This window comes from Streptococcus parasanguinis (assembly GCF_047465465.1).
In the GTDB taxonomy this organism is placed as follows: Bacteria; Bacillota; Bacilli; order Lactobacillales; family Streptococcaceae; genus Streptococcus; species Streptococcus parasanguinis_AI.
Window position 1 is genome coordinate 257,685 of record NZ_JASGZU010000002.1, and the last position, 26,147, is coordinate 283,831.

The 26,147-nt window shown below is 43.4% G+C and carries 17 protein-coding genes and 1 pseudogene; 6 read left to right on the top strand and 12 right to left on the bottom strand.

The window, feature by feature from the left end; genetic code table 11:
- Nucleotides 1-44: 44 nt before the first annotated feature.
- The 10 genes and pseudogenes from QM351_RS05655 to QM351_RS05700 form a co-directional block, all read right to left on the bottom strand.
- Nucleotides 45-2,981, bottom strand: coding sequence for an AAA family ATPase (locus QM351_RS05655; protein ID WP_414326915.1), 2,937 nt, complete (start codon nt 2,979-2,981; stop codon nt 45-47).
- Nucleotides 2,982-3,113: 132 nt separating this feature from the next.
- Nucleotides 3,114-3,989, bottom strand: a complete 876-nt coding sequence (metF, locus tag QM351_RS05660) for a methylenetetrahydrofolate reductase [NAD(P)H] (RefSeq protein ID WP_049490369.1) — start codon at nt 3,987-3,989, stop codon at nt 3,114-3,116.
- A 113-nt stretch (nt 3,990-4,102) separates the two neighbouring features.
- Entirely contained in the window at nt 4,103-6,352 is a 2,250-nt protein-coding gene (gene metE, locus QM351_RS05665) for a 5-methyltetrahydropteroyltriglutamate--homocysteine S-methyltransferase (protein WP_414326917.1), read from the bottom strand.
- 588 nt (nt 6,353-6,940) lie between these two features.
- Complete coding sequence (locus tag QM351_RS05670; protein ID WP_414326918.1) at nt 6,941-8,548, bottom strand: alpha-glucosidase; 1,608 nt, start codon at nt 8,546-8,548, stop codon at nt 6,941-6,943.
- Nucleotides 8,549-8,616: 68 nt separating this feature from the next.
- Nucleotides 8,617-10,848 (bottom strand): TIM-barrel domain-containing protein, encoded by a 2,232-nt coding sequence (locus QM351_RS05675; protein ID WP_414326920.1) that lies wholly within the window; start codon nt 10,846-10,848, stop codon nt 8,617-8,619.
- A 147-nt stretch (nt 10,849-10,995) separates the two neighbouring features.
- Nucleotides 10,996-11,754 (bottom strand): annotated as a pseudogene (locus QM351_RS05680) (CPBP family intramembrane glutamic endopeptidase).
- 122 nt (nt 11,755-11,876) lie between these two features.
- Nucleotides 11,877-12,542 carry a potassium channel family protein gene (locus QM351_RS05685; RefSeq protein ID WP_414326922.1) on the bottom strand — a complete coding sequence of 222 codons (666 nt, stop codon included), beginning with the start codon at nt 12,540-12,542 and terminating at the stop codon, nt 11,877-11,879.
- A 9-nt stretch (nt 12,543-12,551) separates the two neighbouring features.
- Nucleotides 12,552-13,934 carry a TrkH family potassium uptake protein gene (locus QM351_RS05690; protein ID WP_414326924.1) on the bottom strand — a complete coding sequence of 461 codons (1,383 nt, stop codon included), beginning with the start codon at nt 13,932-13,934 and terminating at the stop codon, nt 12,552-12,554.
- 31 nt (nt 13,935-13,965) lie between these two features.
- Nucleotides 13,966-14,730 carry a nucleoside phosphorylase gene (locus QM351_RS05695; RefSeq protein ID WP_049471858.1) on the bottom strand — a complete coding sequence of 255 codons (765 nt, stop codon included), beginning with the start codon at nt 14,728-14,730 and terminating at the stop codon, nt 13,966-13,968.
- Entirely contained in the window at nt 14,727-15,296 is a 570-nt protein-coding gene (locus tag QM351_RS05700; protein ID WP_024055061.1) for a sugar O-acetyltransferase, read from the bottom strand. Before QM351_RS05700 ends, QM351_RS05695 begins: the two co-directional genes overlap by 4 nt.
- 177 nt (nt 15,297-15,473) lie before the next feature.
- Between QM351_RS05700 and QM351_RS05705 the strand changes: the two genes are divergently transcribed.
- Both QM351_RS05705 and QM351_RS05710 read left to right on the top strand, forming a co-directional pair.
- Nucleotides 15,474-16,217: a DeoR/GlpR family DNA-binding transcription regulator gene (locus QM351_RS05705; RefSeq protein WP_414326926.1), complete on the top strand. Its 744-nt coding sequence runs from the start codon at nt 15,474-15,476 to the stop codon at nt 16,215-16,217.
- Nucleotides 16,218-16,228: 11 nt separating this feature from the next.
- A complete protein-coding gene (locus QM351_RS05710; RefSeq protein ID WP_024055063.1) occupies nt 16,229-17,038 on the top strand; it encodes a Cof-type HAD-IIB family hydrolase in 810 nt (269 codons plus the stop codon).
- Between the two features lie 90 nt (nt 17,039-17,128).
- Here QM351_RS05710 and QM351_RS05715 read toward each other — a convergent pair whose 3' ends face one another.
- Together QM351_RS05715 and QM351_RS05720 are read right to left on the bottom strand one after the other, a co-directional pair.
- The gene (locus tag QM351_RS05715; protein ID WP_003008680.1) at nt 17,129-18,076 is read right to left on the bottom strand and encodes an AEC family transporter; all 948 of its coding nucleotides are present in this window, start codon (nt 18,074-18,076) and stop codon (nt 17,129-17,131) included.
- An 83-nt stretch (nt 18,077-18,159) separates the two neighbouring features.
- On the bottom strand, nt 18,160-19,785 hold the full coding sequence (locus QM351_RS05720) for a malolactic enzyme (protein ID WP_414327024.1): 1,626 nt from the start codon (nt 19,783-19,785) through the stop codon (nt 18,160-18,162).
- Nucleotides 19,786-20,178: 393 nt separating this feature from the next.
- Between QM351_RS05720 and QM351_RS05725 the strand changes: the two genes are divergently transcribed.
- From QM351_RS05725 to QM351_RS05740, 4 genes are all read left to right on the top strand, one after another.
- Entirely contained in the window at nt 20,179-20,529 is a 351-nt protein-coding gene (locus QM351_RS05725; RefSeq protein WP_195424364.1) for a helix-turn-helix domain-containing protein, read from the top strand.
- A gap of 111 nt (nt 20,530-20,640) precedes the next feature.
- A complete protein-coding gene (locus tag QM351_RS05730) occupies nt 20,641-21,516 on the top strand; it encodes a LysR family transcriptional regulator (RefSeq protein ID WP_049522532.1) in 876 nt (291 codons plus the stop codon).
- Nucleotides 21,517-21,817: 301 nt separating this feature from the next.
- A complete protein-coding gene (locus QM351_RS05735) occupies nt 21,818-23,242 on the top strand; it encodes a vWA domain-containing protein (protein WP_414326928.1) in 1,425 nt (474 codons plus the stop codon).
- Nucleotides 23,243-23,397: 155 nt separating this feature from the next.
- A complete protein-coding gene (locus QM351_RS05740; RefSeq protein ID WP_414326930.1) occupies nt 23,398-26,112 on the top strand; it encodes a DEAD/DEAH box helicase family protein in 2,715 nt (904 codons plus the stop codon).
- The last annotated feature ends 35 nt before the right edge of the window (nt 26,113-26,147 follow it).

The following is a 26,147-nucleotide window of genomic DNA, read 5'->3' on the forward strand; positions in this document are numbered from 1 at the left end:
AGGCATGGCCTCTTATCCTTCACTTATGATTTAGATAAGAGACACTACAGGTCTTTTAATTTCTTAAGAAACTGACGATCTCTGTAGGGATTCAAGTGTTGCTCTGCCACCTTCTTGTAGTAATTCTTATCTTCTTTCAAGAAGGTGCTCAGGGCAGGAGCGAGCTCTTCTCCTTTCTCCTTTTGATCAGATAAGTAAGCTAATAGATAATGAACCATTCCCTTATCCCGAGAATTAGCAGATGGTTTCATCGTCATTTCTTTTCGAGCCAGATAAGCCGCAACCTTTTCTTGATCTCCTTGCTGACAAGCAATTAAGGATTGGTAAAATTCGAGCAATTCTTCCTTCCAAGGGAAGCGAACACTGGACAAAATCTTCTGAGCTCTGTCAAAACAGCGGCGAGCTTGGATCAAATCTCCCTTCCAATAATAGGCGATCCCAAGATCAATATCAAAGACGACACGGACGGAATCAACAGCTTGATCTCCCACCAAACGCAGAACCTCTTCTAAGTGGGTGACAGCTACTTGGAAATGGCCCCTAATTTGCTCGATTTCAGCGAGATAGGCCAAAGAAGCCGCAATTTGAATGGCATACTTGGTCTGCATACTATTGGTCAAACTAAAGCAATCAATGGAGCGATACAGATGCCGGGTCGCCTGCTCCTCATCCCCAACCATCAGATGATACAAGCCTTTCAAGCGCAACTGGATCGCGATGATCTCATGATTGTTAGCTTGGATAGCATCTTCCAGAGCCAAATCTGTATAATAGGCCATCTCAGAAATATTTTCTGTTTGAATGCAATAATAAATGATTTGCCGATAACCCTCTAAGAGGAAGTCTGACTGTTTGAGTTCCCGCGCATAGGAGATGACTTTTTGGATATCATGAATCCCCTTTTGATACTCCCCACTTCGAATAAAATAGCGACCTTCTAGGTACAAGTAACGCAGTTGCAAATACTTGTATTCTCTATCTCTTTGGTGCCTTGAAAATAGGTTATCTAATTCTTGGCGTAGGCGGGATAGCTCTCCCAAAATGTCCAAATGGCTATTTGTACCATCTGATAGGAGCCCCTCATCTGCCTTGGAATAAATCGGAAACAGTTCATGCTCCAGCTGAAGGATTTCTTCTAAGTAGGTCAACTCAAACGATAAGGAGCGCAAGGGATTTTGCGATTGTTTGTATTGGTAGGCAATTTCCTTATAAAAGAGAAGGTCCGTCGAATCTTCTAAGGTTTCTTCCAATTTTTGCGCAATTTGTTGGTGGAAGAGACGCCGTCTAGCTGGCGAGAGGAGATGGTAAAAGTACATGGCTACCAATTGCTTGCAAAATTGAACCAAGAGATCCTCCCCTTCTTCTACGATTGAGACGATCCCTCTTTCAGATAATGGTTCAACTAATTCTGTCAAAACAGGAAGCTCTGTAGCCGTCAATTCTGCCAAGATAGACAGGGAGATTGGCTTATGAAAACAAGATAAGTAGTGAAGAAGGGCCTCTTCCTCACTGCTCATATCTCCAAGTTCCTGAGAAAGATAAGCTTGAATGATATCAGGCAAGGGTTCTAAATTTTCATTTTCTTTCCACTCTTCGATATAGCTGGACAGCAAGAACGGACTGCCCTCACTCCATTCGACCATCTGCTCTATCACGGCCGGCTCTATTGCTCCCAGTTCCCCTTTCAAGAGAGCACGACTTTCACTTGGTTCAAAATTGGTCAACTCTAGTTGAGACAAGCGTTTCTCTACCTTCAAGCCCCCCAAGAAGTTGACAAAGAAATCTGGTAGGGGCTCTTCCGCTGTAAAAATTAGTTGCCATTTTTCCTGATTTCTTCGCTCTTCTAGTTGTTTCACTTTTTCTAGAGACACTGCATCGATCCACTGGGCATTTTCAAGAAGAATCAGGAGCGGTTTTTCTTTGCTAAGGCCTTGAAGCTGATTCCACACTGAAATGAGGTCATCCTCCCCTTCCAGAAATGGAATCCCCATCTCATCTCCCAGTTTCTCTAGAGCTTGTTTGAGATCATTCCAAATACTTCCTTCGTAGCGTTGACTAGTAGCTTTTCCTTCAACCTTGATAAAGTTAAAACTGCGATTGGACATCAAGACCAACTGTCGTAACAGACGTTTCTTACCTGTCCCAGATTGTCCCATCACGAGAAAAGGACCTACTGCTTCACCCGTCTCGACTAAGGAAAGGTATTCCTCAAGTTGTGAGAGTTCTTGTTTCCGGCCAAAAAAGGAAAGTTCACGGATATTCAAGCGATTCGTCAGTTTATGAGTTCGTTTGGCTTCCAAAACGGAGTGATAAAGTTCCTCAATCGCTCGACTGGGACGCACACCGAGCTCGCGATCCAATAAATCGACAAGTTTATAATAGGTCTCGAAAAATTTTCCTAACTGGTGATGGAAACTATAATACTCCATCAAGAGCTGGTAGTTTTTCTCTTCAAATTCATCCAGCTCTACCAAATGATGGAGCAAGAGTTCTATACTAGGATCTCCGAAACCGACCTTTTTAATTTTTTGATAGCAGCTTTCGACGTAGAGCTTCCTATAAGCATCCCGTTTGCGAGAAGCCCACTGATCAAATTCTTCATCATCTTTGACATAGAAGCCCTCTAAAAAGTCTCCCCGATATAGATCCAAGGCACTTAGTGGATCTCTTTCAAAGAACTGGACATCCAAAGAAAGACTCAAATCAGGATTAAGAGCCAAACTGCTCCGGTTTGGAGAGACAATGATATCTCCCTCAAAGATTTTATTGGCTTGGTAAACCGTATTCCGTAAGTTTTTGCGGGCTACTTGGTTTTCCTTAGCTCCCCAAAGAATACCGGCGATTTCATCACGGTTTACCTGGCCCATAACTGCTAAATAATAAAGTAAGGCCTCCATCTTCGAAAAAGAAAAACGAATATCTTTCTGATTAAAAACAACCTTAGGGGGTCCAAATAATTTCAGCTTAAGCTCTTTTTTCATTGCAAGCGCCTCCAAAAACTTCATATTAATACTATAAAAAAAAAGTTGGTTTTTAGCAAGTGATTGACCCGAATAAAAAGAGACTGAGAACTATTCTTTCTCAATCTCTACACTTCCTACTAAAAGTGTTGATTAATTCACTTCAAAATTCGGTTGATGAGCAAATAAGGCCTTTGTTGCTTGGTAGACGTGGTAAGCGACATCTTCATTGTTCATGGTGTAAAGATGGACACCTGCCACATCTTGAGTAACCAAATCAACGATTTGATCGACTGCATAAGCCAAGCCAGCTGCGCGAAGAGATTCTGGATCATGCTCATACTTGTCTAAAATCGCTTTAAACTTCCGTGGGATATGAACATTTTCACAAGTTTTGAGGAGACGAAGGGCCTGGTTTCTGTTAAGAATCGGCATCACTCCTGCATGAATAGGAACATTGATCCCAGCTAAAGTACACTTATCTTGAAAATCATAGAAACGCTCATTGTCAAAGAAAAGTTGAGTCACTAGGCTCGAACATCCAGCATCCACTTTCTTTTTCAGATTTTGAATATCTGAAATTTGATTTGGAGAATCTGGGTGACCTTCTGGGTAACAAGCACCAATCACATCAAAGTGAGGAGCTTCTGTTTTAATAAATTCAATCAAGTCCGTTGCATAACGAAAGTCTTTTAAAGGTTCCACACCAGGAATAATATCTCCACGAAGGGCCAAGATACGGTGAACTCCTACTTGATCTAACTCATGAAGGGTATCTGCTACCTTTTCCTTACTGAGATAGATAGCTGGTAAGTGGGCAATGGTCGGAATAGACAATTCATTCTGAATATGATTGGCTAAAGCAACCGTCGTCTCTTTGATATTGTATTTGTTATTGCTAGCGGTCACACTAATAAAGTGAGGGGCTAGCTCCTGCATATTTGCCAAGGCCCGGAGGAGTTTGGCATTGCCTACTTCAGGATTTGGAGGAAAAACTTCAAATGACAGAGACGGTGTGTGTTGTGACATATTCTATCCTTTTCTTTTGTTTCGTTGATCAAGAACTTTGAGCCACTGTTTCTAGGATAAGGGATGAGTCGAAAACCCTCTACACGATGATAGAAGGTCCTCGAAACATTTTCTTACAAGTGTTCACGCGCTTCTTTAGCAGCATTAACTAGTTTGATCAAGCTTTCTTTTGTTTCTTTAATTCCGCGAGTCTTCAAACCACAGTCAGGGTTGATCCAAACTTTGCCACTTGGTACTTTCGCCAAGATCGCTTCGATAGTGTGATCAATTTCACCGTCTTGTGGGACACGTGGTGAGTGAATATCGTATACCCCAGGTCCAACTTCTGTTTGGAAGTTTTTGGCTTTCAACTCATCCAAGATTTCAAGGTTTGAACGGCTAGCTTCAAATGAGATAACGTCCGCATCCAAGTTGTCGATAGCTGGGATGATATCTGTAAATTCTGAGTAACACATGTGCGTGTGGATTTGTGTATCTGGCGCTACAGTTGAGTGTACCAAGCGGAAGGCTGGAATCGCCCAATCAAGATAGTCTTCATACCAGTCGCTACGACGGAGTGGTAATTTTTCACGAAGAGCAGCCTCGTCGATTTGGATGATTTTCACGCCTGCAGCTTCAAGGTCAAGAACTTCATCCTTAATGGCAAGAGCGATTTGAAGAGTAGAATCCTTGATAGAGATATCTTCACGTGGGAATGACCAGTTAAGAATAGTAACAGGTCCAGTCAACATCCCTTTAACAGGTTTATCCGTACGACTTTGTGCGTAGCTAGACCATTTCACAGTGATTGGGTTGAGACGAGTGACATCACCCCAGATGATTGGTGGCTTCACTCCACGCATACCGTATGATTGTACCCAACCGTTTTTAGAGAAGAGGTAACCAGACAAGTTTTGACCGAAGTACTCAACCATGTCGTTCCGTTCAAATTCACCGTGTACAAGCACGTCAAAACCAACTTCTTCTTGCCATTTAATCCATTCATCAATTGTTTCAGCAAGGAAGGCATCGTATTCTTCTTGAGTCAATTCACCCTTACGGAAGGCCAAACGTTTAGCACGAACTTCTTTCGTTTGAGGGAATGAACCGATGGTTGTTGTTGGAAGAGCTGGAAGTTTGAAGGATTCTTTTTGGATTTCTTCGCGTTCTGCGAAAGCTGGCAAACGAGTGTAGTCTGCTTCTGTCAACGCTGCGATACGAGCATGAAGTTCAGCATTTGCTCCGACACGTTCGGTTGCGAAGAGTTCTTTGTTGGCAGCAAGAGCTTCTGCACCTTGACCATTGCGGATGGCATCCAAGTCACGCAATTCACCCAATTTTTCAACCGCAAAGGCGAAGTGGTCCAAAATAGCTGGTTCAAATTCTTCATTAGCCGTTGTAAATGGCACATGAAGAAGGGAGCAAGAAGTCGTCAAGACAACCTTTTCAGCTGGAACTTGATCCAAGATTTCTAAGCTCTTTTCATAGTTGTTGCGCCAGATGTTTTTCCCATTCACAATACCAGCATAAAGGGTCTTATCAGCTGGGAAGCCACCTTTCACCAATTCAAGTGTTTTCTTTCCTTCAACAAAGTCAAGACCAATACCATCTACTGGCAAGTTCACAAGGTCATTGTAGATATCACGAACATCACCAAAGTAGGTTTGAATCAAGACTTCAAGGCCTTTCTTGTCCGCCAAGAGTTTGTTGTAGAGGTTCAAGAAGAGAGCTTTTTCTTCAGCTGACAAATCTTTGACAAGAGCTGGCTCATCGAGTTGGATACGAGTCGCACCAAGTTCTGCCAATTTTGCAAAGACTTCTTGGTAAGCAGCAGCCAGGCTGTCGACGAAGTCTTCCGCTTTCACACCATCTTCAAAGTCAGATAATTGAAGGAATGTGAATGGTCCAACGACTACTGGACGAGTGTTAAGGCCCAAATCTTTAGCTTCTTGGTACTCATCAAAAATCTTGTGACCAGCCAATTTCACTTCTGTTGTTTTTTCAAATTTAGGAACGATGTAATGGTAGTTCGTGTTGAACCATTTTTTCATTGGAAGGGCACGCACATCCCCTTTTTCACCCTGGTAACCACGCGCCAAAGCGAAGTATTGTTCAAGGTCTGTCAAATCCAAGTTTTGAACAGATGCAGGCACGACGTTGAAAAGGAAGGCTGCATCAAGGAAATTGTCGTAGTGTGAGAAGTCATTTGAAGGAATCTCTGAGATGCCTTGTTCTTTAACAATGTTCCAGTGTTTAGCACGCAAGTCTTTAGCAGCTGCCAAGAGCTCGTCTGCTGAGATTTCTTTTCTAAAGTATTTTTCAGTTGTAAATTTTAATTCACGGAATTCACCCAAACGTGGGAAACCGATAATTGTAGTTGACATGTTGTGTCCTCCAAAAATTCTAATTGACACTATCATATCAGAAGATAGGCATCTTGTATAATTGCTTTTACACGAGTTTTGATATAGCCAAAAACTATAACACAGATTTAATGGGCCTTGAGACCAGAAATCAAAAGTAAAAACTAGGACTTCTTATAAATATTTCCTATAGCCCAAGCTTCCCTGAACCATTTCTGAGCGGATTTTGAGCGGATTCTGCTAGAAGAACCGCCCCTAAAAATAAAGCAGGCCTTCTCTATTGAGAAAGACCTGTGCAAGCATAAACAAACTGCTTCTGTTTGCAAATCTAAGAAATTCTATAAAAATGTATTCGTTAGAATGATTCTATCATCTACTGAAACTTTCCGCCGTAAGAAAAGTGCTAGAAACACTATTGTTTCTAGCACTCGGAATTATTGAGACCTAAGGCTCAATAATTAGTCTTGGAACTTCGTAGAAGTTCGCTGACGTCCGTCCTCACCTAAGGAAAGTTTTTTAGATGACGTCGTTCCCAATCTGACAGGCCTTCTCTACTGAGAAAGACCTGCTTCTACGAGGAAGTAATTTCCTCTATTTTTCTTACTTTTATTAGGCTAGTTTGACACAAAAGGCATCCCAAGGGGCCAACTTGCCTGATTCGAGGACTTGCTCTACCTTGGTATTGGCAATGAGAACCTCTTCAACCCCATTGACGAGCGGTAAGTCTTGCTCTTGACTGGAGAGATTGACAACCACCAAATAGGCTTGCTCTCCTTCTACCCGCTTGTAGGCAAAAACCTTGTCTGCTGCATCCACCAATTCATAATCAGCAGTCACAAGCCAAGGGTGTTCTTTTCTCAAAGCAATGAGGGCTTGGTAGGTATAGAAAATAGAGTCTGGATCTGCTAGGGCAGCCTCCACATTGATCTCTTTGTAGTTTGGGTTGACCGCAAGCCATGGACGACCTGTCGTAAAGCCAGCTTCTGCTTCATCATTCCACTGCATCGGTGTCCGGGCATTGTCCCGACCAATATGGCGGATTTGATCCATGATCACTTCGAGAGGAACCCCTTTTTCTAAGGCTTCATGAGCATAGTTGATCGACTCAATATCTTCTACGTCCTCAAGGCTCTTAAATGGAAAATTGGTCATCCCGATTTCTTCCCCTTGATAGATATAAGGAGTTCCCTTCATCAAGTGAAGCAGAATCGCTAAAGCCTTGGCAGATTTGACACGGTAGTCGCCATCATCCCCCCAAGTTGACACAATCCGTGGCAAATCGTGGTTGTTCCAAAAGAGGGAATTCCAGCCTTCCTCTTCTCCTAATTCCGTCTGCCACTTGGTGAAAATTTCCTTCAATTTAGGCACATCCAATTCCTTAGCGTAGTGCCACTTTGGTTGACCCGGTTGGTATTGAAGGCCGATGTGTTCAAATTGGAAAACCATGGACAATTCTTGATTTTTTGGATTGGAGTATTGCTTGGCAATCTCTGGAGTCGCTCCCCAAGTTTCTCCCACTGTGAGCAGATCCTTATCGCCAAAGGTCGCTTGATTCATTTCCTTCAAGTAAGGATGGAGCATGGGACCATTGCTGATGATTTCCTGATCTGGGATCTTACCGATCATATCGATCACATCCATACGAAAACCACCAATTCCCTTGTCAATCCAGAAATTCATCATGTCATAGATCTGATGACGAAGCTCCTCATTTTCCCAGTTAAGGTCTGGTTGCTTCTTACTAAAGTTATGCAGGTAGTATTGACCTGAAGCTTCATCGAATTCCCAAGCAGAGCCACTAAAAGCAGAAATAATGCCATTGGGCTCATCGCGCCAAATATAGAAATCCCGCTTTGGACTGTCTGGATTTTCACGCGCCTCGATAAACCAAGCATGCTCATCAGAGGTATGGTTGACCACCAAGTCCATGATGATTTTGATCTTGCGTTTCTGACCTTCTGCGATCAATTCTTCCATATCTTCCATGGTACCAAAGATGGAGGCAATATCCTCGTAATCCGAGATGTCATAGCCGTTATCATCCATGGGACTCTTGTAGACTGGTGAGAGCCAGATGGCTGTAATCCCTAGCTTTTCCAGATAGTCTAGCTTGCTCGTGATCCCCTTGAGATCCCCGATGCCATCGCCATTACTATCCTTGAAACTTTTTGGATAAACTTGGTAAATTACGGCGTTATGCCACCATTTTTGTTCCATTTTTTCTTCTCCTTTATGATTGTGAAATCACTTTCATCATACAAAAATAGGGGTGAAATTGCAAGAATTTACAAGTCTTCATTCTCTTCACTGGAATAAATCACTTCAAAGAGACGTTGGCGCAAGCCTTCCTCTAAAGGTGTGATGACCTTCATCAACTGTTTCCAATCCTTGGCTCTTGAACAAGCCGCAAATAATTCGTTTTTCCTATCGTAGGCCAGGTTGGCAGATTTTAAGAGCTCAAACATCCGATCTTCTTTGGCAATCGGATGCGATTGCAGCTCACCCATCGCAATTTCTTGACTTTGATTGTCCACTAAAATAGGGGCTGTCTCAAAGGTATGGAGCAAGAAACGGTGCTGTCTCTTTTCAGGAAGCAAGGCTAGATCACCTGTTAAATCCAGTCTAATCTTTCTTTCATCCCAATCGACTGTTACGCGGGTTTCAACCTTGCTAACTCCTTCTCCTTCGACGAGTACGAAGGAACGATTGTCGCCTGGGAAGAGATGCCAGTCCAGCATTTCTGGAAGGTTCACTCCTGTCTGTGGTTGTGCATCCATAGGGATGATGGCTCCCGCACGTGCAAAGACTGGAACATCCTGGCTAGTCCTAAAGACCGTAAGCTTGCCTCTTCCTTCATACTTCCAATCATGGAAGAAATCGTACCAAACGCCGTCTGGGAACCAAACGCTCACAGAAGCACTATGAAAGACAGGATCCAGCGCTTCGGTAATTGGTGCCACCATGAGTTCACTGCCAAAGAAATATTGATTCTTCGCTTCATAAGCCTCTTCTTCGTTTGGGTAGTGGTAATAGAGGGGTTGAACCAAGGGCAGCCCTTCTTCGTGCGTTGCCACATTCATGGTGTAGAGATAAGGCAGTAAGCTATGGCGCAGGCGCAAATACTGCTTCATAAAGCGACAGGTCTCTGGCGAGTAAAACCACGGCTCCTTGCTGTTAAAGGCATTACAAGAACTATGGAGACGATTGATCGGGCTAAAAACCCCAAACTGCAACCAGCGAAGAGCCAAGTCTTCATCATAGTAGCCCCGCATATGGCCACCGATATCATGACTCCACCAGGTGTAGCCGATATTGGAAGCTGTGCTGGTAAAATAGGGTTGAAAGGCTAGGGATTCCCAAGTTACAATAGTGTCCCCTGAAAAACCGATCGGATACCGATGGCTGCCGGGACCCCCATATCGTGATAAAATGAGACCAGCTTGGCCTTTTCGGCAATTGTCTAGATAATGATAGTGATTTAACAACCAAAGGGGATCCATCTTGCCATGACTACCTTGCTGCCAATCAATCCACCAAAAGTCCACTCCCTGATCTTCCAAAGGATGGTGGACATCTTCGAAATAAGCTTCGCGAAAGGCTGGACTATAAAAGTCAAAGCTAGCCGCTTCTTCTTTTTCCGCATCCAGTCCCAAGCGTTTTGCGACCATGGGATAAGCATCTTCAAAGGCGCGAATTCCATCTGCCGGATGGACATTTAAGGTCACCTTTAAACCACGTTCATGCAGACCATGTAAGAAAGCAGCTGGATCAGGAATCAAATCCCGGTTCCAACTATAGCCAGTCCAACCACTTCCAAAGCGAGCAGGAATCGCCGTCTTGTGCCAATCCATATCGATCACACTGACTGCTAGAGGCACCCCTTCTGCTTTGAAACGATCCATCAAATCTGTGTACTCCTGACTGGTATAAGGCCAATAGCGGCTCCACCAGTTTCCCAGAGCATAACGTGGCAAGAGGGGTGGCTGTCCTGTCAGATGGTAAAAATCTTTCAAGGCACCTAGATAATCGCGCCCATAACCGAAGAAATACAAATCCACTTCTGGATAGGGCCGTGCTCTAAACCCGCTTTCGTCATCATACAAGTAGGAAGCGGAATCGTCTAAAAGAGCATAACCGGCCTTGCTCAAGATCCCATCTTGCAACTCCATAGCCCCATCGACCTCGTCAAGCGTCCGACTGGTCCCCTTTAAGGTCTCCGGCTGATCTCCATAATGCCACCGGCTCCCATAGACTGCATACTGACCCTTGAGTTCGATAAAAAGCCGATCCGGTGCAAAAGGTCCTTTTTCAAAATGGAGGTGGAGATGCTCTGTATGAAGGTCGAGAACAGCTTCTGTCTCTACAACCTCACAGGCAACAGGTCCAAAATCTCGATTTTGTACAACTTGCGTCTGACCATCTTCAAAAACACCATCCTCTGAGTATTCCAAGCGCACCAAGGATTCCGTTAATACGGAGATCCGATAGTTTTCTCCCTTTATCACTGGTCCTGCCATTTGTCTGTCCTCCTCTTTTTATAGGGCATCTGACTAGCCCTCTTTTCATCTGGTTCGCCTCACTAGGTAAGCGCTTACGATTTTACTATAGCACTCAAAAAAAGGCCTGTCAACACTTGACAGAGCCTTTCCTAAAATTTTATAAGATCAACTTCCCCAATTGATCAAGAGATACATGAGACTCGAGCCAAACATATCTGCCAAGGCATGCATGAGGAAAAATGGCAAGAGATTCTTGACGACCTTCTTGTACATGACGTAATAAAAGAGTCCATAAATGACGCCAATCACAAGGGCCCAGAGAAGCCCTTGATAGGTATGGAAAGAAAAGCGGATCAGGGTTGAAAAGGCCAGCGCCTTCCACTTGTTCTTCTCACTTACCGAAGTCATTAAGCCCAAAAAGAAAAATTCTTCATAAAATCCATTGAGTAAGCCATAAGCAATCGCCATGGGACTCAAAACCATGAACTTATGGAGGATCTGCATAGGATCGATAAAAGGCCAAAGAGTCGGACTTAGGTAATTGTATTTACCCGAAACCGTTGAGATTACATCCCCAAAAAGTCCCATCGCTGCAAAGAGCAAAGGCACCCAGATCAAGGTGGACCACTTGAAGCGGATCGGCAATTGTTTAAAATCAAAGCGACGGAGCAGCAAGTAAAGAAGGGCTAGAGTCAGCAAGATCAACTGCAAGGTCATGTTGCTCGAATAAGCAGCTCCTTCACTTGCAGTACTGCTACTGCTTGTGGCTACTGCAGTCTACGCAACTAGCTGAAAACTGGCTAAAAACAGCTGGATCGAGCGGACAATGAATTGCCCAAAGAGAATGACAGTCACAATACCAATATCAAACCATTTGAGTTCTTTTAAGGGCTGTTTGGGTCGTATTCTGTTAAAAAATATCATCTTTCATCCTTCTATTCCCACAATGGAAGTATTTTTGTTTCTCTTACTTTAGCAATCAATGCTTAAAGAAGAGTTAACCGAGAGAAGAAAAAAACGACCTTTGGGCCGTTTCCATTACACTATTAGTCTAACAAATCTTGGATTCTATCTAAATATTGGTTGTCTGTCACCGCCATCACGCGCACCCCTTCTGGCCAGATAAAGTCAGGACCAATCTGACTTCGCAAAGGCTGGTCTTCCGCATCTCGATAGCCAATAATATTGAGTTGATATTGGTCTCTGATTTCCAAGTCTCGGATGCTTTTCCCTACCCAGCTAACTGGAACCGTAAACTCGACCACCACCACTGCTTCATCCAACTGGAAGACTTCAATCCCGTGTTGGAAAAGGATCATCTTAGCTAGAGACATCCCCGCTTCTACCTCTGGTAGGATGACCAAATCAGCCCCAATCTTCTCAAGGACTTCCTTGGTCACTTCATTCTTGACCTTGACAATGACTCGCTCAACACCAAGGGCCTTACAGTGCATGACCGCCAGCACACTGGACTCCAAGTTTTCTCCCGTCGCGATCACGACTGTGTCACAGGTACCGATATCAGCCGCATCCAAGAGGTCCATTTCTGTAATGTCTCCAACAATTCCAGTCGTAATCATGGATTCATATTGGTTGATCACATCTGCGTGATCGTCAATTGCAATAATATCCACATCCTGATCCTGCAGAGTTTTCAGGACACTCTGTCCAAAAATTCCTAATCCTAAAATTCCAATGGTTCGATTCTCCATAAGTTTCTCCTATCCAATAATGATGTCTGCCTTGGCATACTGCAAGGTATCTGCTTTCTTGGCTTGGTAATTGTTCAAGCTAACCATGAGGGTCAAAGGACCAATCCGTCCGATAAACATGAGGACCATGATAATGCCTAGTCCCGCTCCATTTAAGGTTGAGGTTACATTGGCGGTCACTCCCACTGTCGCTAGAGCGGATACCACCTCAAAGACCAAATAAATAAAGCGTTGGCCATCCGGCGTCACTAAACAGATTCCTAATAGACCCACTAAGAAGGTCAACTGGAAAATCACCGCCGTCCCAAAGGAACGTTGAACAATGTCTGGTGAAATCGTACGTTTTCCTAAATTGGTATGTGGTAGCCCCAATAGTTCCTTCCGAGCCAGAAGCAAGAGGACCAGGAAGGTGGTGATCTTCATCCCTCCTGCGGTACCACCCGGTGCTCCACCTAGGAACATCTGGAGGATATAGACAAAGAGCGTTACAGGTCGGACTGCTGTATAATCCAGTGAGGCAAAGCCAGCTGTCCGCATGCTGACCGTTTGGAAGAAGCTGACTAAAATTTTCTCTCCCAAGGGCAGGGAGCCAATCGTTGCAGGATTATCAAACTCTGTCAAGAGGCTGGTTACTGTCCCAAAGAGAAGGATAGCAGCTGTTAACCAGAGAACCACCTTAGTATGGAAACGAAGAGTCCGTCGTCCCGATTGGTTGCGGGCCTTGGTGGCTAGGTCAAACCAGACCATGAAGCCCAAGCCTCCGGTAATGATCAGAGCAGATAAGGTCATATTGACCAACCAATCGGTCTGGAAACTCATCATACTATCGCCCCCAAAATTATCAAAGCCTGCATTACAAAAGGCGGAAACTGCGACAAAGATGGAGTTAAAGATCCCATGGCCCCAGCCAAAGCGAGGAATAAAGCGAGTCATGAGGAGCAAGGCCCCGACACCTTCGATGGTAAAGGTGGTAATAAAGATGGAGCGGACAAAACGGGTCAAGCTTTGATTATTGCTAAAGCTAAAGCTGTCCCGAATAGTCTGCCGGTCCTTGAAACTGAGCTTTTGGCGACTTTCCATAAAGAAGAGACCAATAAAGGTCAAAATCCCTAGGCCTCCAATCTGAATCAAGAGCATACAAATCAATTGCCCCCAGCCATTATAGGTCGAAGCCACCGACTGGGTAAAGAGCCCTGTCACACAGACCATAGAGACCGCGGTAAAGAGGTGGTCGATGTAGCCTGCTGTTGAGCTTACTTGCTGGACAAAGGGCAAACTCAGTAAGAGAGAGCCTATCAGGATAACCAAGGCAAAGCTGAGAAAGATCCGCCTTGCTGGAGACAAGCGAGTCAATTTGGCCCGCCATTGTTTAAAATATGATTTCACTAACATAGCTTCATTGTATCATAAAAAGAGAATAGACCTACAAGTAATGAACCATTTCTAGGCATAATTCTAAGGCCTTCTCAAATGCTTCAGAGCCCCAGTCACGCTGGTCATAATTTTCCAGATCTGCAAGAGAATCTGCGGTAAAGAGAAGCAAGCCCCAAATTGCCTCACGAAGCTGGGCGACTGCTGCAAGCGATGCACACTCCATCTCCACCACACTACACCCTTCTTCAATCCGATAGGCCACCTTGTCAGGCGTTTCCCTATAAAAGCCATCGGTCGACCAGGTCATGACCTCTTGATAAGGAATTTCTTTTCCTTTCAAGACCGTTTCAATAGCGGTCAGTGCACGACTATCCACTTCGATATAACGGGAAGGCGCTACATAATGGTAACTAGCTCCCTCATCTCGCAAGGCCTTGGTAGGGATCAAGAAGGCATTTTCTTCTATGTCCACCAAGACCCCACAGCTACCTGCCGATATAATCTTCTTCACCCCATAGCCAATCAACCAATCCATGAATTGGGCAGCAGCTGCAGATCCAACTGGCGCTTGGGCCAAGCAGATTTCCTCTCCTTGGTGCTCCATGACATAGACCGGATAGGTCTTGGTAGCTGAGACAAAGCTAGCTACTTGTTTGGCTCCGACAGCTTTGGCAAAGCGCTCAATCTCATCCTCCAGGAAAGCATACACACATTTTTCAGGTAGGTGCAGATCAAGTCCCTCATGGGTCGGCATAATGACTGCCTGCGGGTTGTCATCAAACTCTAAAATAGGAATTTCATGTTTATGGATCATCGTTTCTCCTTTTTGACGGGTATTTCTTTGATGACACGGGCTGGATTTCCTGCAAGGACCACATTGTCTCCAAAGGATTTTGTGACCACTGCTCCTGCGCCAGCGACCACATTGTCACCCAGCGTGACACCAGGGAGAATGGTGACCCCTCCTCCTGCCCAGAAATTGTCCCCAATCGTAATCGGAGCTCCGTACTCGAGACCAGAATTGCGCTCGTCTGGATCCAGTGGGTGCAAGGGTGTCAAAAATTGGCAATTGGGACCAATCATGGCATTCTTTCCAATCGTAATGGGACAGATATCCAACATGGTCAAATTGTAATTGGCATAGAAATTTTCTCCCAGATGGATATTGACCCCATAATCTACAAGAACCTGTCGATTAAGATAGAGGTTTTCACCGGTTGATCCAAACCACTCTTTGATGATAGCTGCCCCTTTTTTAGGATCCACCTCTTGGTTAAAAGCTTCTTGTTTCTCCCGAGAGGCTTTTGCCAAAGCCCGTAATTCAGGGTCCGCAGGTCTATAATAGTCACCCGCAATCATTTTTTCATATTCACTGGCCATAAGGAAACCTCCACGTTATTTTGACATATTATAGCAGAATTTCCCCTTTAAAACAAACGTCAGAATAAGGCTTTACAAGAAAAACGATCATAAATACTTAAAGATAATTAAAAACACTTGCATTAACTTAATAAATGATGTAGAATATAGGCAAGAACAGAAACAAGGAGCGATCTCATGTATCAGGAACAACGACTCGAAAAAATATTAGAACTCTTAGAAGAGCGAAAACAGCTATCGGCTAAAGAAATGGTCGACTATTTCAAGGTCTCAAAAGATACTATCCGCAGAGACTTTGCCCTTCTGAGCCAACGCCAGCTGGTCCGCAGGACCCACGGTGGGCTCCTTCCCTTAAACAAAGAACCCGGCCCTTCTTACCTAGACCGTAGTCAAAAGGCTAACAAGGAAAAGACTACCATGGCTCAAAAGGCCCTGCAATTGATCCAAGATGGACAAGTGATCTTTCTCGACGTTTCCACCTCGATGACCCTGCTTGCTGGCATGCTGAATAAGGAAGTCACGGTCTATTCGCATTCCCTTGACAATGCCATCCAGCTCAGTAGCCATTCCCAGGTTGACTTTCATCTTTTAGGAGGAAAATTCTACCCTAAAAACCGCTTTTACTATGACGCGAATCAAGCACAAATACTGGACAATCTTCGCTTTGATCTCGCTTTTTTTGGAGCGAGTAGCTTAGCCAATGGTGAAGTCACCTTTGAGGATGCTGAAGACGTTGCAGTCAAATCCCTCGTCTTTGAACGATCTCGCACCAAGATCCTTGTGGCAGAAACTTCTAAATGGACGAAAAATGCCAACTACTATCTCGCTCGTCTCAAACAATTTGATTATTGGATTACCGACCAAAAACCAAGCCCTGAAATCCTGAAACAAGTCGGCAACGAAACCAGTATTCTCTACTAGGAGGTAAGTTTATGTCTCACATTCGTCTCATCATTAGCGATATCGATGGCACTATTTTAAATGATCACCATCAGATCGATCCAGAGTTGGCATCATTGATCCCGGATTTAAAGCGCGAAACCATTCCTTTCGTGCTGGCCTCTGCTCGCTCTCCAAAAGGGATGGCTCCTATTGCCAAAGAGCTCGGCATAGAGGACTGTCCTATGGCCTGCTACAATGGAGCCTTAATCCAAAAAGGAGAGCAGGTTCTGTTTGAGCATCCCTTAGACAAGATTGAAGCCCGTCAATTTATTGATTGGGCCAACCAACACTTCCCTCAAGTTTCGATCAACCTCTATAGTGGAAAAGACTGGATGACCGATCATCTCGACCAATGGAGCCAAGAGGAAGCCCGGATTACAGGGGAAAAACCTCATATTCTCCCCCTATTGGATCCTTTGCTGGATACGACAAAGCCCCTCCACAAATTGCTCTTAATTGGAGAACCAGAAGAGATCCAAGCCCTCTATCGCACGATTTCTACCAACGACTTCCCTTCTACCGCCTTTTATCTCTCCAAAGCCAACTACCTAGAAGTTACTGCTAAGCACGTCTCTAAAGAAGATGCTCTGGTTGAGCTCGCCAATCACTACCACTTAAGCTTAGAAGAAGTCCTCACCCTGGGGGACAACTTCAATGACCTTCCTATGCTCAAAAAAGCAGGCATCGGTGTCGCTATGGGCAACGCTCCGCAAGAGGTGAAAGACGGAGCAGCAGTCGTGACAAAGACCAACAATGAAAACGGGGCTGGGCAAGCGGTTGAAACCTATGTGTTGATCTAGTCATCCGTTTAAAAAGGACGTCGAGTATAATACCCGACGTCCTTTTTAACGAATGTATAGCACTAAAACTACATCCTTTTCATATAAATGCTATCCCAACAATGTCTGCAGAATTGGAACCACAATCACAAATAAGACTGTGCTGAGAGTGACCACATTCGTTGAAAACTCAACATCGCCTTTACCTTGATTGGCAAGGATAGGAAGAACTGCCAAGGCTGGTGTTGCTGATTGAATCATAAAGGTTCTAAATTCTGGTGCCACCATATTTGGAGAGAAGAACTTCAGAACCAAGAGCATGATGACCGGTGCAAGAATAAAACGACCAACCAGTGTGATAATGGTATCTTTATCAAAGCGAATGGTGTTCAAACCTGCCTTAGCTAGGACGATACCGATATAGACAAGAGATAAGGGCGTTGTTAAACTGCCAATATAAGTCAAGGTGCTTTCCGCAAAACTTGGAACAGGAATACGCAACACCAAAAAGACGAGGGCTACGAGAAAACCTAATAAAGGAGCTGGGAAAAGCTTCTTCCAATTAAATTTTTGAGCCTGTTTTGAAGCCCCTTCTTTACTATCAGAAGTCATTAGATAGACACCTAATGTCCAAGTAGATACTGTATTTGTAATATAATAAACCAAGAAGTAAGGAAGGGCTTGATTTCCAAACAAAGCGATATTTAAAGGCAAACCAATAAATATGGTATTGGCATTAACAAAGGTATTAATCATGGTTCCTCGACGACCCGGGCGCACTTTAAAAACTTTCACTGCGATAAAGGCCGCTAGGTAACCAAGAATGAAGGCGATAAAGGTATACAACAAACCGCCAGACAAGCTAATCAATTTATCTAAAGTTAAATATTTAAGAACAGAGGTAAAAATTGCAACAGGCATAGCCACGTTCATAATCAGTTTAGATAAGTCATTTCCAAAACTCTCTTGAAACCAACCACGGACTTGCAAGAAATAACCAAGAATGATGATGACGATAATGGGTACAATACTCTGAATTGACGTTAAAAAGATTTCCATAGTCTCCCTTTCTATATAACAGGACATACAAGAAAAGGTGTACGAGGCATCCAGTCGCACTCGTACACCTCCAGAAAATTTACTTATTTATATTCTGGATACCATTTCAAATCACGAACCGCTTTAGCCATATCTGTTTCTTGAGCACGCGCAAGACCTTGTTCTTGCGCTTTTTTAGCAACTGCTTCTGCTACTTTGATAGAAACATCAGCTACATACTTGAATGGAGGTAAGACTGGTGCTCCTGGTTCGCCTGGATTGACAATACCACTCAATGAATGTGCGGCTGCTCCAATCATTTCATCCGTCAACAGACTCGCTTCAGAAGCCAGCATACCAAGTCCAAGACCTGGGTAAATCAGGGCATTATTCGCTTGACCAATCACATAGCCCACCCCTTTATAGGAAATCGTACCAGCTGGAATTCCTGTTGCAACAAATGCTTTTCCGTCTGACCATTCGATCAAATCTTTGGCACTTGCTTCAGCTAGTTTGGTTGGATTTGACAATGGGAAAATGATAGGACGTTCAGTGTTTTCACACATAGCTTCTACAATTTCTTTTGTGAAAGTATTTGGCTGAGTTGAAGTTCCCACAAGAATCGTTGGCTTAACCGTCTTCACTACTTCAAGAAGGTCCGTCAACTGATCTGCATTTGCAAAATCAGAACGTTTCTTAGCAAATGGCTTTTGTTGCGGCGTTAAGTCATCCATATCATCAAAAAGGAGACCTTGTTTGTCCACCATAAAGAAGCGTTTATAGGCTTCTTCTTCAGGCAAGCCTTCACTGACCATTTCGCGAAGGACACGAGAGGCGATTCCTGCACCAGCAGTTCCACCACCATAGCAGAGATAAACTTGATCCGTTAATTTTTCTCCTGTAATATCCAATGAACCAAAGATCCCTCCAAGAGTTACAATACCAGTTCCTTGGATATCATCGTTAAATGTTGGGATTTGTTTTCGATATTTTTCAAGGATGTTGGCAGCGTTTAAGCGACCGAAATCTTCCCAGTGAAGGTAGAGTTTAGGGAAAAGACGTTCTGCAGTTTGGACAAATTGATCGATAAAATCATAGTAACGATCACCACGTACACGTTCGTGACGATTTCCCAAGTAATTAGGGTTGTTACGCAATTCTTCACGGTTGGTACCTGCATCAATGACCAAAGGAAGTACCATTGAAGGATCGATTCCTGCAGCTCCAGTATAGACCATCAGTTTCCCAACAGAAATATCGACACCATTTGTTCCCCAGTCTCCAATACCAAGAATACCTTCTGCATCTGTCACAACAATAAGACGAATTTCACGGTCCCCTGCTGCATTTTTCAAAGTTGCTTCGATATTTTCAGGATGATTAATATCAAGATATGCGGCATATTGTGGATCTACAAAGAGGTCGCTATAACCCTCAATGGTATCAGCAATGGTTGGGTCATAGACAATGGGATTAAACTCTTCCAAATGTTGAGCAAATAGGTAGTAAAAAAGAGTACGATTTGTATTAAAAATTTCCATTAGGAACAAACGTTTTTCCAAATCGTTAACCTTCGTTTGCATTTGCGCATAAGTTTGCGCTGCTTGTTCTTCAATGGTTTGAACGTAAGGTGGCAGGAGTCCAATGAGACCTAGTTGCTGACGTTCCTCCAAGGTAAAGGCAGTTCCTTTATTGAGGAAAGGGTTGTTTAAAATATCATGTGCAGTCATCATGTGACCTCCTTATTTAGTTTATTCAATTATAACACTTATTTTCTTTAAATGACACTTTGTTATGTATATGATACAATATGAATGAATCAGGCAATGAAAGTTCAGGCGATACAACCGAAAATGATGCGATTTCAAAAGATAACAAAATAATAGGTTTATCCATCACTTCCTAGATAGTCATGGTCATCTCTTAAAAAAGCCTGTTCCTTTCCACCTTTTAGAAGGTTATTCTCATCAAAAGATCCACTGTTTTCAGGTATTCTTTTTTCTTCTTATGATGATCAATCCCTATAAAAGCCATAGATAATAAATCTAAAATATGTTTGTTATAAGATACTTTGTTTTGTTTAAGGTGTTATTTTTGTCATTTAAAACTTGTATTCTGGTTACATGAAAACAAAACATTATTTACAACGGTATATAGCGCAAAAGGTCAAATATTTGCGAAAAAAAGAAAACATGAGTCAAGAGGAGCTATCGGAACGGGCAGATCTTGGATTAAAATACATCAATCAATTGGAAAATCAAAATGTGAATCTGACCATTCACAGTCTTGAAAAAGTTATTTCTGCTCTTGAGTTAACGCCTGAAGAATTCTTCAATTTTGATTCACTCGAAGCGTCTTCAGATCCTAATGACAGCCTTTCACTTAAGAGAGTCAACATGAAAATTAAGCAACTTCCAGTTGGAAAAAGGGAAAAGATCCTGACGATTTTCGAAAATCTTCTAGATAACCTCTAATTGTCCTCTGACTCACCTCAGATTGTAACAAACAAAAAATCATATAGTCAAATTAGCTATCACGGATAATTTTTGCTTATCCATGTCTGTCTATTTAGAAGAGGGAGCCCAATGAATCTTAAGGACTTTTATTATTTTCTTGATCTTAGTCAACAGCAATCCTTTACTGGGGTTGCCCAAAAACACGGGATCAGTCAACCATCCGTTTCCTATGCGATTAAACGACTAGAAAAGGAATTTCACTGTCCATTAATCGCGCACGATCCTTCTCATCGTACTTTCAAATTGACGCCCCAAGGAGAAATCTTGCTACGACATATTCAAAAGGTCTTACCTGAGATTCAAGGGGCCAAAAAAGAGATCCTCCGGAGTCTCTCTCAATTCAATACGGTTGGTTTCCCACCAATCATCATTGACTATCTTGTCCGAAAACAACCCGCCTTTATCAGTAATGTTGCAGCTCTTCAAAGTATCCATCCTGTTCAAGAAGGATCTGTTGAACTTTTAGAAATGCTTTCCAAAGGAGAACTAGATGCTAGTTTTTTAGGGAGTTTAGAACCGATTAAAGATCATCGCTTCCAGGTAAGAGAAATGGCCAAACGAGATCTCTTCTATATCCTTCATCACAACCATCCACTAGCCTCAAAAAAAGTATTACAGTTTTCAGACGTCATCGATGAAGATTTTATCATTCCAGATGAGCACTTTGTTCATTTAAAAGCCTTTGAACAGTTGAATGAGCGCTATCACCATGAGGCTACGCCCTTCTTTCAGACGGATGATATTCAGCTTCTAAAACAACTCCTTCGTAAACAAGTGGGGATCAGTTTACTAGCAGATCTTGCACTAACAGATGGTGAAGAAGAACTGATCGCGATTCCGATGGCAGAAAATGAACGGATCAGCTTTTACGTTTCATTAGTTGAACCAAGAGAAAGTAATCTCAAACCAGAGGTCATCCAATTCTTTGAAAAATTACTAAACTAGTCGTAGTCTTTGTTCTTAGTGCTAATGCAGAAACATAAAAAAAGTGACTAGCTAGTATTTTTTACGACTAAAAAATATAGTAGAAATGCCGATAAAATAAGGATTCCTGGAAATTTGTGGGAATCCTATTTTCTTTCGCATATTTTGTATAATTAAATTATTTTGTGTATATTTTTCTTATTCGGATTTTTATTAATAACTAGAGATATAAAAAGCTCGTAAACCCTTGATTATTATACCGTTGACAAGTTTTTCAAAAACCTGTATGATAGAAAAAAGTTTATTAAAAAGGGGACGTATTTTGAAAAAATATACTATTTCACGTAAACAAACTTTAACTTTAGCATCCGTTGTTTTAGGAACTGTCTTCACAGGAACGACTATTGCTTCAGCTGATGACGTTGCACCTAGCACAACCCAAGCTGCTCCTGCAGCTACTACAGCCGCAAAATCACCTATCACGGCTGCAACAGAAGAAATCAACGCCAAAGCCAATACACCAGTTGTTCCTGCTGATAAAGCAAAAACTGGGGATATCATCGCTGTGGACGTCAAAAAAACTGGCCCATCTGCTAAAACAGACGGTGCAGACACCACCACTACTTCAACAGCAACCATCAAAACGACTAGCTTAGCAGATCCAAACACACCTGTTGGCACTTCAAAACCGGTCTCATCTACTAAGACAGCTACATCAACCAAGGAAACAGCGGACTACACTGAGACAACAACTGAAACAGTTAATAAAACAACTGTAGTCGAAGTGACAAAAGAAGCAGATGTCATCAATAAAAAAGAAGTCCAAGGAACATCAGACATCGTCTTTGTCATTGATAAATCGTTCTCAATGGACGACCATATTAATAATACGATGAAAAATGTTGAGACCTTCGTTCGCAATCTTTCTGCTAAAAATATTCAAGCCCGTTTAGGATTGGTTGAATATGAACGATCAGACCGTACAAAATACCATGATTTTAATGGATCAAAATTCACAACAGATCCAGAAAGTTTCATTTCTGCTCTGAAAACCATCAAAACTTTTGGTGCTGATGAAAATGCTACTGTTCCATTGCACCACATCGCTACTTCAGCGGACTACAACTGGGGGACTGGGGCAAACAACCATCGCTTTGCTTTCTTGATTACAGACGAGGACATTGATCTTACAAAAGATACACCAACGAAAGAAGCGACTCTGAAGGCCCTTCAAGATGCAGGTATCTCTTTGACCGTAGTTGGTAAAACATATAAATCTATTAAAACAGACTTTGATCCATTGGTCAATGGAACAAATGGTCTTTACCTAAATATTAACAAAAACTTTGCTGACTTGTTGAACGTTCAATTTGCCAATAAAGTCGTTGAAACCGTCCAAAAAGGTCGTGTCTTCAAAGTCCAAACAGACAAGTATGAGTTGATTTCAAAGACCCACCGTGTAGCGAAAGCAAAACCACAAACTCCTAGCATCCAAACGCCTGCAACACCGACTCCTACTCCTCAAAAACCAGCTGTTGTAACCCCTGCGAAACCGACCGTATTCACACCTGCTAAAAACGAGCCTGCCAAAACAGCAGTCTATATCGCACCTGCAGCTCTTCCTCAAAAAGAAGCAAGTCTTCCAAATACAGGAAGCAAGACCTCAACTGCTTTGACAACTCTTGGCCTTGGTCTTCTTAGCATGAGTGCTGCCTTCGGCCTCTCTCGTAAAACAAAGAAAGACTAACATGAAAAAGCCTAATCATCTGATTAGGCCTTTTTAGCTCTGTACGAATGATTCCTGTTTGCCATTTTCATCAGGAATGTTAAAATCTTCAACTTCAACCAAGGATTCTTGTCCTCCGCTATGATATAATGGGGACAGTACAAGGGAGGAAACCTATGTTACAAGAACTAGCCTTTACAGGCCAATGGAGACACTATCAAGAACGCGTTCTCGATAAGAGTGACGCTTTTATGGCGGATGGCCACCTGCATTTGGTAGCAGCTCCTGGCTCTGGAAAAACAACCCTGGGAATTGAATTTATCAGACGCTTTGGTCAGCCAACCCTGATCTTAGCTCCTACGGTCACCATTCGTCAGCAATGGGTGGACCGGATTATCCAAGCATTCTTGAAAAATGAAAGCCAAGCGGAGCAATTGATCTCTCAGGACCTCAAACATCCTAAGCTGATTACTGTGGCTACCTATCAGGCCCTACACAGCGCCATGAACCAAGTCGTCGGTCAATCACAAGCTGAAGATACTGATGACCAGGCAGAGATTGAAACATTTGATTTCAAAGGCTTTGATATCTTTACTACTTTCCAAGACATCTCACTCGGGACTCTCTGCTTGGATGAGTGTCACCACCTGCGCAATGAATGGTGGAAGAGCTTGGAAGCCTTTCGTCAGGCTTTCCCTGACTTAAAGATGATCTCCCTCACCGCTACCCCTCCCTATGAAGGGGATCCTGCCCTTTGGGATCGCTATATCCGCATGTGTGGTGAGATTGATGAGGAAATTACGGTTCCCGAATTGGTCAAGGAAGACACCCTTTGTCCTCACCAAGACTATGTCTACTTTGCCTTTCCAACCAAGGAAGAGCAAGAGCAGTTGGATGCTTTTAGCCAACAAAAGAATGCTCTCTTGCAACAACTGACTTCCGATCCCCTCTTTTGCCAACACCTCCAAACCTGCCAGGCCTTATCGGGTCAGATCAGCGATGATGAATTGCTCAATGAGCCCCAGTATCTCTCTGCTACCCTGATCTTTCTTCGAAGCAAGGGAATTGCCTTTCCCCAACGTTTCCAAGACCTTTTAGGAGCCAAGAAATTACCTGCTTTCACCCTGGACTGGCTTGAAATTCTCCTGCAAGGCCTGCTCTTTCAGGTGCCTCACTGGTACAATCTACCTGAGGAATACGAGAAGCAACTGCTTCATGAATTAAAAGCAGCCAGCTTGATCGATCGAAAACAAGTCAAACTGGTCCGCAACAAAAAACAAGACCTTCTGCTCAACCAATCCCTCGGAAAACTCAATGCCGTTCGAGAAATTTTCAAGGCGGAATACCAGGCGCTTGGAAGTCAACTGCGCCAACTGGTCCTAACAGACTATATCCGCCAAGATTTTGAAGTTCATCTCGGGGATAAAGATGCCCAATTCACTCAATTGGGAGTTCTCTCCTATTTTGAATCTATTCGCAGAGAAAGCATAGAGCTAACTACTCCTCCTGCCATTGCTGTCTTGACCGGTAGCATCGTCATCATCCCGACAGTTGCTAAGCCAAGACTAGAAGAGCTACTTGGAGGGAATCGACTGACTTACCAAAACGTCGGCCAATTATCTCCAGATGACTTTCTCAAGGTTCGCTTGGTTGGTTCTCAACATGATTTGGTGACAGCCGTGACCCAGCTCTTTCAAGAAGGGCTCATCCAAGTCGTCATTGGAACCAAGTCACTTCTAGGAGAAGGCTGGGATGCTCCTTGCGTCAATTCCCTGATCCTAGCGAGCTTTGTCGGCAGCTTTATGCTCAGCAACCAAATGCGAGGTCGTGCCATCCGAGTGTGGCCTGAGGATCCAGACAAGACCAGTAACATCTGGCACCTGGTCTCCATCAATCTTTCCCTAAAGAAATGGTATGAAAAGTCCGATCTTGAAAAGGAAGAGATCGAAGCCCTCACTGATCAGTTGAAAGAATACAGTCCTGATCTGGAGCTCTTAGAAAGACGGATGAAGCAATTTTTAGGTCTCCATTACAAGGAGCCCTTCATCGAATCCGGTATCGAACGTCTAGCCTTTGACAATATCCGCTATACCAAAAAACAGTTGCAAAAACTCAATGAAGAAACCTTAGAGCGCTCCACTCATCGTCAAGAGCTCCGAGACGGCTGGCAAAAAGCCCTGCCAATTCTGGAGAATATGGAGATTGCAAATGAGGTCCAAGTGGATAAACACTTCCTGCCCTTGGCCCTATTTTTTGACGCTAGGAAGCTAGCTCGTTGGCTGACGGCCGCCACTTTGACCGATGCTTTCGCCAACCTTTTTTACTATTCACATAGAGGAGGAGGGAATAAAGCGTCTCTAATTCTTCTAGTCGTTTTAGCTGTTCTCGCTCTCCTTGCTTGGCTCCGCTACTATCTCTATAAGAGCCCTTATAAACGGCTAGAAGTCTTTGGTCAGGCTATTCACCAAGCCCTACTCCTCTTTGGGCATATTCAAACTCAGGAGACCCGCATCCAAGTCGTACGAGACAGAAAGGATGCCATCAACACGCTGATCTATTTGAAGGGCGGAACCATGCGGGAGAAGGAACTCTTCTCGCAAACTATGATCGAGTTTTTCGCACCGATTGAAAATCAGCGCTATATCCTGAAAGCACAGGAAAAGGTGTCCGATCAGACAGAATATTTCGCAGTGCCAAGCCTCTTTGACAAACGGAAAGAGGATGCCCAAGCCTTTGTGGCGCAAATTCGAAAGAGTCTGGGCAAGTATGACCTCGTCTATACCCGAAGTGCCGAAGGCCGTGCCATTCTCCTAGATGCGCGCATTAAGGCCCTAGCCAACAAACAAGAGCGCACCTTCACCAAGAAACAAGTGATGTCGAATTTGAAATAAGAATTTATTTCACAATAAAAGAAAAGTCTAGTAGT